Source organism: Peribacillus sp. YIM B13472, from assembly GCF_042788005.1.
GTDB lineage: Bacteria > Bacillota > Bacilli > Bacillales > DSM-1321 > Peribacillus > Peribacillus simplex_E.
Genome location: NZ_JBHZPG010000010.1, coordinates 87,516 through 99,483, shown reverse-complemented (window position 1 = coordinate 99,483; position 11,968 = coordinate 87,516). Strand labels below are relative to the sequence as shown.

Here is an 11,968-nt window from a genome sequence, read left to right as displayed (position 1 = left end):
CCAAGCCTCATATTTGAGTGTGTTAGGAAATCCGTACATAAAATGAAAGGAAATATAAATGATGTAAGAAAAGGCTTACACTTTTTTGAAGCTTATACTTATGTGTACTGAAACCTTGACAGTTTTAAGGGATTTTATTTATAAAAAGGGAAATGAAATGTTTGAAAAGGCTTTAAAAGATGTGATTTTTCATTGTACTTAAGTTGGCACAATAATTGCATAATTACTTTAGTGAATGGCCTATCTGTCATTTTATAGTGTGTTTCCACGTAAAATGAAGGGGATTTCGTAATTCAACAGATTGTTGAAAGCGTTCTCAATAATTGGAAAACACTTGGGGAGATCATTCAGCTTGACTTGGGGAAGGCAGGCTTGGATGGCAAAAGCGGAAAAATTGAAAATATGGAATTTAGGAGATTAATAGTTTTACTTAAGGGCTTCCGAAATGATTTTGGGGCAAGGAGAGAAAAGGGGGAATTGAGTTGGTGATTCAAATTTTAGCCATTGTTGTGGCGCTGGGACTTTTAATCTTTTTAGCCTACCGGGGCTATCCGGTCATTATCATAGCGCCGATTGTTACTTTATTGGCGGTCATTTTATCCGGTGGACATTTGCTGCCGAGTTATACAGAGACATATATGACGTTTGCGGCTAACTATATAAAAGCGTTTTTTCCGATATTTTTATTAGGGGCCGTATTTGGAAAAGTCATGGAGATGAGCGGTGCAGCTGCATCCATTGCCAAGACCATCGTAAAATCACTAGGCTCAAAGCAGGCTATTCTTGCTGTGGTGCTGGCGTGTTCGGCGCTGACATACGGCGGGGTTTCATTGTTTGTAGTGGCATTCGCCGTTTATCCATTTGCAGCGGCAATTTTTAAAGAAGCAGACATTCCAAAAAGATTATTGCCAGGAACGATAGCATTAGGCGCTTTCACTTATACGATGGATGCCCTTCCTGGAACACCTCAGATTCAAAATATCATTCCAACGAATTATTTCGGAACAGATACCTATGCAGCGCCAATAATGGGGATTATTGGCGCGATCATGGTATTCACGGGAGGAATGCTCTGGTTAGAGCGCCGCCGAAAACAAGCGGTGGCAAATGGTGAGGGCTACGGGGAAGGACATATTAATGAACCAGAAAGTGCAGAACAGCAAAACCTGCCTAACTTTTGGCTGTCCATCGTACCGCTCATCCTTGTCGTAGCGTTTAATTTTGCTTTCAGCCGGAGCGCCATTTCGGTTAAACACTGGTATGATGCATCGATGTTGAAGGAAACGTTCAACATTGCCGATGTAAGCACAGTCACTTCATCCTGGTCTTTGATTGTTGCATTGACAATCGGTATTATTGCAGCAATGCTTCTGAATGTTGGACGTATCAAGGTCAAATTGGCAAGTGGATTAACAGCTGCGGCAATGGGATCATTGCTTGCCATATTCAATACTGCATCTGAAGTTGGTTTTGGGAACGTGGTGAAAACGCTTCCTGGATTCTCGGTCATTCAAAACTGGGTGTTCAATGCAAGCGGCAATCCACTCGTATCCGAAGCTATCGCCGTCAATGTGCTGGCAGGGATTACCGGATCCGCGTCAGGTGGACTTTCGATTGCGTTAGAAGTAATGGGAAGTCACTATTTGCAGGTAGCCCAAAGTGTCGGAATCACCCCGGAAATGCTTCATCGAATTGCATCCATGGCATCTGGCGGAATGGATACGCTGCCGCATAATGGTGCCGTCATTACCTTGCTTGCCATTACTGGACTGACACATCGTCAATCTTACAAGGATATCTTTGCGATTACGATTTTGAAAACAGTGACCGTGTTCATCATTGCTTTTGCAACTTCACTGTTTATTTAATAGAATAGTATTAAGAATGGAGATGATGGAAAATGAGTAAATTATTAACATCTTTTGATAGCGCTATTCAACAAATCGAGGATGGAGCAACCATTATCGTTGGCGGATTCGGATTAAGCGGAATACCAGAAAAACTAATCATTGCTTTGCGTAACAAAGGTGTAAAGGATTTGACGATTGTCAGCAACAATTGTGGAGTCGACGATTGGGGTCTAGGCCTTTTGCTTGAAAATAAACAAATCAAAAAAATGATCGCTTCTTATGTAGGGGAAAATAAGTTATTTGAACAGCAATTTTTAAGTGGCGAGCTGGAGGTCGAGCTAGTTCCCCAAGGAACGCTGGCCGAGCGTTTAAGAGCGGGCGGAGCGGGGATTCCTGCCTTTTATACAGCTACAGGAGTAGGAACGGAAGTCGCAAAAGGTAAAGAACATAAAGAGTTTGATGGCCGCACATACATTATGGAAAAAGGAATAGTCGGAGATTTTGCCTTTGTAAAAGCCTGGAAAGCAGATCATTTTGGTAATCTTGTATATCGGAAAACGGCAAGGAACTTTAACCCTGTCGTTGCCACAGCAGGGAAAGTCACGCTTGTCGAAGTGGAGGAGCTCGTGGGCACAGGAGAGCTTGATCCAGATGAAATTCATACTTCAGGGGTTTATGTACAGAAAGTGCTTGTAGGAAATGACTATGAAAAACGAATTGAAAAACTTACAACCGCTAACGCATAAAAAGGAGGAGTATTCGAATGACTAGACAACTGATTTTAGAACGGGCCGTTAAAGAAATCCAAGATGGTATGTGTGTGAATTTAGGGATTGGAATGCCGACCTTGATTGCCAACATGATTCCGAATGACTTTAATGTCATGCTTCAATCGGAAAATGGCTTACTGGGAATCGGGCCTTATCCGCAAAAGGATGAAGTCGATCCGGATTTGATTAATGCAGGAAAAGAAACAGTAACGGCAAAATCGGGGGCATCATTTTTTGATAGCGCTGAATCGTTCGCGATGATCCGCGGCGGCCACATCGATCTAGCCATTTTAGGCGGGATGGAAGTTTCCGAGAATGGGGACTTGGCAAACTGGATGATTCCAGGGAAGATGGTAAAAGGAATGGGAGGGGCGATGGACCTCGTCCAAGGTGCAAAACGAATTGTTGTCATTATGGACCATGTGAACAAGCATGGGGAATCCAAAGTGAAAAAGAACTGTACATTGCCATTGACCGGGGAAAAAGTCGTCCATTGCCTGATTACCGAACTTGCTGTTTTTCAATTTACGGAAGCTGGCATGGAATTGATTGAATTGCAAAATGGCATAACACTTGATGAAGTGAAAAGTAAAACAGAGGCTGACTTTACAATAAGCCCCTCTATTGAAATTAAGGCGTAAGTTAAAGAGATTAATAAAATAATTCATTAATAGACTACTTTCATTCGCAAACAGGCGAACGGAAGCAGTCTATTTTTTTGTGGTATTTTAGGGGGAATTCCCTTTCTATAGTGAAGAACGAAAGGCCTTTTCATCACAGTTATCAATACTTTGCAGGCAGTCGGCGGAAAGGGAGCGGATTTCTGAAATCAGCTGGAACGTTTGTTAAATAACCTATTACTTCCATTCTCTAATAAATGTGAACAAAATTTTCCATCCATGCTACTTTTCCATTAAAAAGGCTTATATAAAGCCTGATGGGAACTTAAAAGGAGGGATTACCTTGACGGTAGCATTACGAACATTATTGGATCGATCAGTGAAAAGGATGGGCAAAGGGATGAATCCTGTGGTGAAGGCATCAGCATTGGAAATGATGGAACGTGCTTATAATGAAGGGATTTATGTACAGATAAGTGCGGGTTATCGTTCTTTGGAAGAACAAGCTGCGCTTTATGGTCAAGGACGAGTTTACAGCTACAATGGAAAAAACTATAGCAATCTAGCTAAACCTATTGTGACGAACGCTAAACCAGGGCAATCTTATCATAATTATGGACTGGCCATTGATTTCTTCATTGTGAGTGATGATGGCAAGAAAGCGATATGGACAGTGAACTCAAAGTGGCAGCGTGTGGCTGCCATAGGTAAGGATTTAGGATTTAAATGGGGCGGGGATTGGAGTTCATTCAAGGATTATCCCCACTTGGAGATGACAGGCGGGTTATCTTTTAAACAGTTACAAGCAGGAAAAAAACCTCATATTACATCTTCAAAGACCAGCAAAGGAGATAGTCATATAATTTCGATACAAAAAACGATAAATAGCCGATATAAAACGTCTATTGCCGTAGATGGCGTTTATGGTCCCAAAACTCGATCGGCCCTTATAAAAGGTTTACAAACGGAGCTGAATAAGCAATACAATAAAAAGCTAGTTGTCGATGGAAAATGGGGACCTAAAACCAAGACTGCGCTCGTCACTATAAAAAAAGGCGCTAGCTGCAATATCACATGGATCCTGCAAGCAGCCCTCTATATGGAAGGATTTAACCCTGGGCCTCTTGACGGAGAATTCGGAGGGAAAACCGAGGCGGCATTATATAAATACCAAAAGGCAAAAAAGATGACTGCAGATAAGCAAGCAGGTAAAGAAACATGGAATGGATTGTTTGCTTGATAGCGAATGAGAACAGTATTGTGTAAATTTTGTATGAATGAAAAGATGGTAGAAGTCTTTTGTTTATTCGAGAGATTTTTTTAGTTTTCCTTTAAATATTAATTTAATTTTTGAAAAAGAGACTACTTATTGTGGCCCAAACCGTAAAAAAACATGGTCTGAACCTTAGAGTGGGATCTGAACTTTTTCTTAATATAGTTGATTCTCACTTTTTTTCGATTGAACATGGGTTTTGCCCAGTTTTCTACTTTCTTGTGATTACTGACAACTAAAGCCTGCAGGGACAATTTGTTTATCCCCGAAGGGTCATCTCAGAGCCATAAGCCGCATTAAATGAAAAGCAATGAGTTTCTTTCGCTCATATTTAGAACTATAATTTACGCCAATATACATTAACTCATCACTTTTCCTTTTCGACGGTGTAATTGATATCAAAAAGACCATGTATCCACTAAATAATAATTAGAGAAAAAAATAATATTGATATATAAGTTATAAATTTTTCTATTTGAATGTAGACAACCATTAATATGAGTTAATTTGGCTTTGACTTCAAATACTTCTCAAAGTAATTGCCTATATTATTAATTTTTTTGAAAATTAAAATGTTAATTTTTTCATCAAAAGGTATTTAAAACCCATTATATTAGGTCTATTGTATTATTTGTTAGATGATTAAAAGGACTTAAGGGGCTGTTTAATGAAAAAAGTTATTCTAATCTTTATTTCATTTGGTATTTTTGTAGGAGTTTTCTATTTTAGTATTTCAAGATATTCCAAGGAAGAACTTGTTCTGCATAAGGTTCAAAAGGATGAGTGGGACAAAAAACAACATATCCCATGGGGGATAAATATAGTAGGTAATTCTAGAAGTGGCGATGTAGATAAAAAAATAAAAGTTGCTATTTTAGATAGTGGGATTAATAAGAATCATAAAGATTTGGAAGGAAAGGTAGTAAAAGAATTTAGTTCTATAGGATCATCTTTCTCTTATGAAGATAATTTAGGGCACGGTACAGCAATTGCAGGTATTATAACAGCGAATGACAACAAATTTGGTGTTATTGGAGTTACACAAAGTGTTGAGGTTTATTCAGCTAAGGTAATTAAAGATGATGGGAAAATTGATAAAAAAGACTTCATTAATGGCCTTGAATGGGCGATCACTCAGAATGTGGACGTAATTAATTTGAGCCTTGGATTTCAATCTGACTTTCCAGAATTAAGAAGCTTAATAGCTGATGCCTTAAATAAGGGAGTTATCCTCATCGCTGCAAGTGGAAACACTTATGGTTTAAATGCTCAATTCCCTGCTAGATATGATGATGTCATCTCTGTAGGAATGATTAACGAAGAAAAAAAATCTACAAAGTTTTCAGCTATCGGTAAAATTGATTTCGTTGGTCCCGGAGAAAATATTTTGTCTCTTAATAATATTGGTGGATACTCATATAACGAAGGTTCGTCTTATTCAACTGCTTATGTAACAGGAGTAGTTGCGGAATATCTTTCGAGACAAAATCTTACTAAGGATAAGAGTATTCACTTAAAAGTGTATGAATATTTAAAAAAGGCATCCCTAAAGGTGAATGGTGATAAAAATACTGTGGGATATGGTTTGCCCACTATACAAAACATGTAAGGAGATTTTATATGAATAAGAAGAGTTTAAATAAAATTATCATCTTATTAGTATTTTCAATGATTGTTAGCCTACTTCCGGTTAATCACCCAAAAGCAGAAGAGCACTTACTGAAAACTTCTGTAAAAGAGAATGTAATTGGAGAGGCACTAGAAGATGAGTTATCCGAAGAGAACATTTCAGTGGAAAACTTTGAAATAACTACGGATGGACTTGTTTTGGAAACTTCATTAGAAAATGCAGAAGGGCAAACTTCTAAAGTAACTGTCGAAGTAGAACCAGGTGCAGACCATATATCATTATTTACGGAAGAATTAAATGAAACTGGTGATAAGGTCTTAAAGGAATATACAGCAAATATTGAGGATATTAAATACGAAGAGGAAAGTGAAGAATTGGAAGCAATTATTGAAGATGTTGAAACTGGAAAACTTTTCAACTATAATTCTGAAGAAGGCGTACCGTCATTGGTTTTCTTAATACCAAATGGACTCGCTATGTCACCTGCTGTTCTAACTGCTTTGTTTCATACAGGTGCTATGATAATTGTTGGTGGAACAGCCTTTGTAATTGCTACTCAAGCCAAAAAATCCAAGAGTTATTATCATTTTGCTGCAAGTGTTAAAAAGGGTGGAGTATATATTGGTAAGGGCTTATCAAAGTCTCAGGCAGTTGCTAGAATAAAGTCGAAGAATGATACGTGGTCTACTTCTAGTAATCAAGCAAAAGGTGTTGCGTCTTCGGCTAATAAGAATGGAAAACCAATAAATGAGGTTGACAAACTTAATGGTAAACCTAAAAAAGGTTATTACTGGCATTGGCACCCTTATAAGCGAGCTCCGAAAGCTTATGCTTTTTACGGTGGACCCGTCAAATAAACGCAGGGGGTAAACAATGAACAATTACGAAAAGTTATATAAACAATACCTATATAGGCAAGATGAATTATCGTTAACTAAGGAACAAGTCGTTGACCGTATTTTATCTAAATTTAAAGCCAGAGAATTTTCAAAAAAAGAAGTGCTAGATTTAGTCAATGATGACCAATTAGAATACTCTAAGATTTTCACGTGTCTTGTTATAGATGATCCATCGGTGTTAAATAGGCTGTTTTCAAACGAAGAAAGACGATACCACAAGGAACAAGTCCTGGATAATCACGAAAATCCGATTAATGAGAAAAATATAAAAAAAATCGAATGGGGCTACAACCATTTACTATTAGATGAACAAGAAGGTAGAAGAATCGATATATTCTTCGAAAGCAAAGATGGCAAATACATTTCGGAGTTTATTGTAAGAGACCAGTGTGAGAAATTGAATGGTTATTTAAATGCGTTGATTGTAGGTTCACTTATTCAAAGGGGCGTCGCAGAGTATCCAACTGACATTTCAGATGAGTATTTTCAATATTACTTAAAAAATTTAGAACAATTTGGATTCTTGAATTAATAAATATCGGGTTTACTTACTTAATTAATAACTCAAGCGTTTTCCAAGAAATCAAACAAAAAAGAGCTAAAAAGATATTTAAATGCCCAGTCTCCCTTATTTATAGAGAGAATGGGCTTTTGTCACTCTATTGAATGGACTTCTATGTTTGTAATTGAAAATTTTGACAAACTTTTAACTGGTTGAGTTTAATTCAATACAATCCAAATTTCTTTCATTTACTACTATCCTAAGGGTAATGGGGCCATTGTCAGATAAGTTCCAAGCACCAGTCATTGCATCGCATAAAACTCCCAGGCGGGTATTCGAATTCACATTCGGAGACGAGGTTGAAGCCGTGCTTGCGGCAAATGGCATTTGATGCAGGATTATTGATCGAAGGAAATGCGTGAATGTATGTGTATTTTCGTTCGGCTTTGATTTTCCCTATCAGTGCCATCACGGCATGAGATGCGATTCCTTTTCCTTGAAAGGAAGGGAGGACGCTCCAACCGATTTCGTACACAGTTTCATCGTTCCACACTGTTTGCCAGTAGCCAACGGAACCGGTTTTTTCTGCCTCTGGACCCGATTTGATGCTAAACATGCATCCCTTATCTCCAATCTGCAGGTACCGTTGATGGCGTTTCAGGATTTGTTCATTACTTTCTGGTCCGCCAAGATGTTCCATCATTTCTGGGGCATTTAGTTGAAATAGTAATTCCAGGTCTTTATCTTCCCACGGTTTAATTTCTATTTTCGTTTCTTTGCTTCGTTCTGAAATCCGACTCACCCCTAAATTTTATATTTTCTTTTATAATCTTCTTGGCTTAATGCGAGATTCCTTTATTTGACCTTATTATTCTATTGCCTTTGTGTTGAAGTTTGATTTTAATAAGAATAAAGAGATGAATGTTTCCCATTAAATGCTATAATTTACAGGTGATTCTATCAGATGACAGAGAACGGAGATGAAGAAATGAAATCTTCAGTAAATCAGTTTTCCACTCAATTTGAATGGATATTGAATGTGATCAATGTGGGTGTCCATATTGTGAATAAAGATGGGGACACGGTATTTTACAATGAAATGATGGCACATATCGACGGGCTTGATCGTGAACAGGTGCTGGGGGAAAATATTTTTCAGCTTTATCCTTCATTGACTGATGAATCCAGTACGCTGAATGTAGCATTGGAAAAAGGCATTGAAACGATTGAATCCATTCAAACATATGTCAACTTAAAGGAGAAAAAAATAACGTCCATCAATAGTACGTATCCTTTGTATGAGGATGGTGAAATTATTGGGGCAGTGGAAATTGCAAAGGATATTACGAAGGTCATGAATATGTATGACCAAATTGTCGATTTGCGTTCCCAGCTGGCCGAGACACATAGGAAAAATAAGTTCTCTGAAGGGACGGCTACCTATCATTTTAGTGATTTGATCGGAAATAGCCCTGCTTTTCAGCAAGCCATTTCATTGGCAAAAAAAGCGGCCCGTACACATTCCCCGGTCATGATTTATGGACCAACAGGGACAGGGAAGGAACTTGTCGCGCAAAGTATACATAATGTAAGTGCTCAGCGGAATCAGCCTTTCATCGCGCAGAACTGTGCAGCTGTTCCAAAGGAATTGATGGAGGGGCTGCTGTTCGGCACGACGAAAGGGGCTTTTACCGGAGCGATGGATCGCATGGGCATTTTTGAACAGGCAAATGGCGGAACTCTTTTCCTTGATGAGCTGAATAGCCTCGACCTCGGTCTGCAGGCAAAATTGCTGCGAGTGCTTCAGGAAGGTGAGGTGCGCCGGGTTGGAGGTTCGAAGGAGCAAAAGGTTAATGTGAAGATCATTGCTGCGATGAACATTTCTCCAGAAGAGGCGTTGGAGCGGGGAATCATTCGCTCGGATTTATTCTTTCGCCTGAATGTCGTGACAATCCAAATGCCTTCACTTTTGGAGCGTAAAACGGATATTCCGGAAATCGTCAATCACTTTATTCAAAAATTCAACAAATCATTTTTTACGGAAGTGCGCGGGATCAGTCAAAAGGCGATGCAGCGGCTTCTTCAATATCAATGGCCAGGGAACATTCGTGAACTGGGACATGCCATCGAGTTGACCTTTAACGTCATGGACGCAGGGGAAGATATGATTGATGAACATCACCTCCCTGCTTATCTTTTCCCTTCAGGAAATTTTGCTGCAGCAAATGCGCAGAGCCATCCTTCCCCATTGAAAAACAAGATTGATTTACCTGTCGTTCTTGAAGAAATGGAAAGGGAAATGATCATCAATATGTTCGAGAAATATAACGGGAATATCAGCAAAACGGCAGAAGCCCTCAATATTAAAAGACAGGGACTGCAATATAAGTTAAACAAGTACGGCATAGAAAAAGTTTATACGGCAGGATCGAAGGAATCCAAGTAAATTCAGGTTTTTTGGAAACGCTGTCACTTTCTTGATCATGATGTAACATGAAGAGGGCTCTTGTGTAAAGAGACCCTTTTTTTGATTTTTTGCTAGGCGCAAAGAATCTGGCTGCAAAAAATTATGCGTTATGAAAAATATCTTGCGATTTTAAGCTCAGTTTGCCCCCTTTTGCTTATGTTTTCCTTGTTATTAATGTTGGCATCATTCTTGCGAGAGTATATATATAAGTTCTTAAAATAAGGGGGCATTTTAAATGAATTTGATGGGAATGGATGTAAAACATAAAGAATACCTAGGTGGACGCAGGCATTATAATGATATCGAATTGTGGAAGGATGTAACCGAAGAGCAGTGGAATGATTGGATCTGGCAATTGACCAATACGATTAAAACACTGGATGATCTGAAAAAGGTCGTCAACTTGACACCGGATGAAGAGGAAGGAGTCCGGATTTCGACTCAAACGATTCCGTTGAACATTACGCCTTATTATGCTTCATTGATGAATCCCGATGATCCTCGCTGTCCGATTCGTTTACAGTCGGTACCGCTTTCGGCAGAAATGAACAAGACTAGATATGATTTGGAGGATCCGCTGCATGAGGATGAGGATTCCCCAGTTCCAGGATTGACGCATCGATATCCGGATCGCGTTCTATTCCTTGTAACGAACCAATGCTCCATGTACTGCAGATATTGTACGCGACGCCGTTTTTCAGGTCAGGTTGGCATGGGTGTTCCCAAGAAGCAGCTTGACGGGGCAATTGAATATATCCGGAACACTCCGGAAGTGAGGGACGTGCTGATCTCTGGTGGAGACGGCCTGTTGATCAATGATAAGATCCTTGAATACGTATTGAGTAACTTACGTGCCATCCCGCATGTGGAAATCATTCGGATCGGTACACGTGCACCGGTCGTTTTCCCGCAGAGGATTACGGAAAATTTATGTAATATTCTGAAAAAGTATCATCCGGTCTGGTTGAATACGCATTTCAATCATTCACTTGAACTGACGGATGAAGCGAAAAAAGCATGTGATATGCTGTCGATGGCAGGAGTGCCGCTTGGTAATCAGGCAGTCATCCTGGCTGGTATCAACGATAGTGTACATATCATGAAAAAGCTTATGCATGACTGTGTTAAAGCAAGGGTTAGACCTTATTACATTTATCAATGTGATCTATCTGAAGGGATTGGCCATTTCCGGGCGCCGGTTTCAAAAGGACTGGAAATCATTGAAGCGCTGCGCGGCCATACATCAGGATATGCGGTGCCAACCTTTGTGGTGGATGCTCCTGGCGGAGGCGGAAAGATTGCCCTGACTCCGAATTACCTTCTTTCGCAAAGTCCGGATAAAGTCGTTTTACGGAACTTTGAAGGAGTGATTACAAGTTATCCGGAGCCGAAGAATTATGTTGCCGGCAGTGCGGATGCTTACTTTGATGAAGTGTATGGTACTGCGGATAGGAAAGAAGCAGTCGGGATATCCGCTCTCATGACGGATGAGAAATTCAACTTGGTCCCAGAGGGCCTTCGTCGTCTTGACAAGCGAAAAGCGTATGAAAGCACTAATGAACATGCTTCCTTGAAGGATCGCCGTGATAAACGGGATGAAATGAAGGAAAAATTAAGGTTAGCCCAAGAAAAAAAGAACGCCATGGCCGCTAGTGGCTCGAAATCTGATGGCAAGGGGGAATGAAGATGGACTGCTTGTGGTGCAACACCCCGAACGTAGAAGAAAGTGAAAAGAAGGATTGTTACTGGATCATGCCTGACGGGAAACGCTCAATAAAAGTCCTTCAAGTTCCAGCCGTGAACTGTCCTGAGTGTGGAATCTATGTGTCCGATTCGATGAATCAAAAGGTGGATGAAGCCTTATCTATATATGATGTGAGTGAATATCCTGATGAGTTTACGTATGATCAGCTTCTTCAGGCACCTGTCAAAAAATTATTCAATTGGAAATAGAATG

Annotated in this window: 11 protein-coding genes; 10 read left to right on the top strand and 1 reads right to left on the bottom strand. The window is 39.7% G+C overall.

The window, feature by feature from the left end:
- The first annotated feature begins 482 nt into the window (after positions 1-482).
- The 7 genes from ACFX4I_RS10620 (at position 483) to ACFX4I_RS10590 (ending at position 7,574) form a co-directional block, all read left to right on the top strand.
- Positions 483-1,868, top strand: a complete 1,386-nt coding sequence (locus ACFX4I_RS10620) for a GntP family permease (protein ID WP_230303875.1) — start codon at positions 483-485, stop codon at positions 1,866-1,868.
- 32 nt (positions 1,869-1,900) lie between these two features.
- Positions 1,901-2,596 carry a CoA transferase subunit A gene (locus ACFX4I_RS10615; RefSeq protein WP_230303876.1) on the top strand — a complete coding sequence of 232 codons (696 nt, stop codon included), beginning with the start codon at positions 1,901-1,903 and terminating at the stop codon, positions 2,594-2,596.
- Positions 2,597-2,613: 17 nt separating this feature from the next.
- Positions 2,614-3,261 (top strand): 3-oxoacid CoA-transferase subunit B, encoded by a 648-nt coding sequence (locus ACFX4I_RS10610; protein WP_375166203.1) that lies wholly within the window; start codon positions 2,614-2,616, stop codon positions 3,259-3,261.
- A gap of 322 nt (positions 3,262-3,583) precedes the next feature.
- Positions 3,584-4,480 carry a peptidoglycan-binding protein gene (locus tag ACFX4I_RS10605; protein ID WP_377420465.1) on the top strand — a complete coding sequence of 299 codons (897 nt, stop codon included), beginning with the start codon at positions 3,584-3,586 and terminating at the stop codon, positions 4,478-4,480.
- A gap of 700 nt (positions 4,481-5,180) precedes the next feature.
- Complete coding sequence (locus ACFX4I_RS10600; RefSeq protein WP_377420463.1) at positions 5,181-6,122, top strand: S8 family peptidase; 942 nt, start codon at positions 5,181-5,183, stop codon at positions 6,120-6,122.
- Between the two features lie 11 nt (positions 6,123-6,133).
- Positions 6,134-7,000, top strand: coding sequence for an SAR2788 family putative toxin (locus ACFX4I_RS10595; RefSeq protein WP_377420461.1), 867 nt, complete (start codon positions 6,134-6,136; stop codon positions 6,998-7,000).
- 16 nt (positions 7,001-7,016) lie between these two features.
- The gene (locus ACFX4I_RS10590; RefSeq protein WP_377420459.1) at positions 7,017-7,574 is read left to right on the top strand and encodes a hypothetical protein; all 558 of its coding nucleotides are present in this window, start codon (positions 7,017-7,019) and stop codon (positions 7,572-7,574) included.
- Positions 7,575-7,824: 250 nt separating this feature from the next.
- On the opposite strand, the gene ACFX4I_RS10585 is transcribed toward ACFX4I_RS10590, so the two are convergent.
- Complete coding sequence (locus tag ACFX4I_RS10585; protein WP_377420560.1) at positions 7,825-8,337, bottom strand: GNAT family N-acetyltransferase; 513 nt, start codon at positions 8,335-8,337, stop codon at positions 7,825-7,827.
- 171 nt (positions 8,338-8,508) lie between these two features.
- Here ACFX4I_RS10585 and ACFX4I_RS10580 point away from each other — a divergent pair, with 171 nt between their 5' ends.
- The 3 genes from ACFX4I_RS10580 to ACFX4I_RS10570 all read left to right on the top strand — a co-directional run bounded on the left by ACFX4I_RS10580 (position 8,509) and on the right by ACFX4I_RS10570 (position 11,964).
- A complete protein-coding gene (locus tag ACFX4I_RS10580) occupies positions 8,509-9,990 on the top strand; it encodes a sigma-54 interaction domain-containing protein (RefSeq protein WP_377420457.1) in 1,482 nt (493 codons plus the stop codon).
- A 271-nt stretch (positions 9,991-10,261) separates the two neighbouring features.
- Positions 10,262-11,695: a lysine 2,3-aminomutase gene (gene kamA / locus ACFX4I_RS10575; protein ID WP_377420558.1), complete on the top strand. Its 1,434-nt coding sequence runs from the start codon at positions 10,262-10,264 to the stop codon at positions 11,693-11,695.
- 2 nt (positions 11,696-11,697) lie between these two features.
- A complete protein-coding gene (locus ACFX4I_RS10570) occupies positions 11,698-11,964 on the top strand; it encodes a YokU family protein (protein ID WP_230303599.1) in 267 nt (88 codons plus the stop codon).
- Positions 11,965-11,968: the final 4 nt, after the last annotated feature.

What these genes read in the sequence shown, in the direction of transcription:
- ACFX4I_RS10570 (WP_230303599.1), top strand. Translation starts at nt 11,698, where the DNA reads ATGGACTGCTTGTGGTGCAACACCCCGAACGTAGAAGAAAGTGAAAAG.
- ACFX4I_RS10595 (WP_377420461.1), top strand. Translation starts at nt 6,134, where the DNA reads ATGAATAAGAAGAGTTTAAATAAAATTATCATCTTATTAGTATTTTCA.
- ACFX4I_RS10615 (WP_230303876.1), top strand. Translation starts at nt 1,901, where the DNA reads ATGAGTAAATTATTAACATCTTTTGATAGCGCTATTCAACAAATCGAG.
- ACFX4I_RS10600 (WP_377420463.1), top strand. Translation starts at nt 5,181, where the DNA reads ATGAAAAAAGTTATTCTAATCTTTATTTCATTTGGTATTTTTGTAGGA.
- ACFX4I_RS10590 (WP_377420459.1), top strand. Translation starts at nt 7,017, where the DNA reads ATGAACAATTACGAAAAGTTATATAAACAATACCTATATAGGCAAGAT.
- ACFX4I_RS10580 (WP_377420457.1), top strand. Translation starts at nt 8,509, where the DNA reads ATGACAGAGAACGGAGATGAAGAAATGAAATCTTCAGTAAATCAGTTT.
- kamA (WP_377420558.1), top strand. Translation starts at nt 10,262, where the DNA reads ATGGATGTAAAACATAAAGAATACCTAGGTGGACGCAGGCATTATAAT.
- ACFX4I_RS10610 (WP_375166203.1), top strand. Translation starts at nt 2,614, where the DNA reads ATGACTAGACAACTGATTTTAGAACGGGCCGTTAAAGAAATCCAAGAT.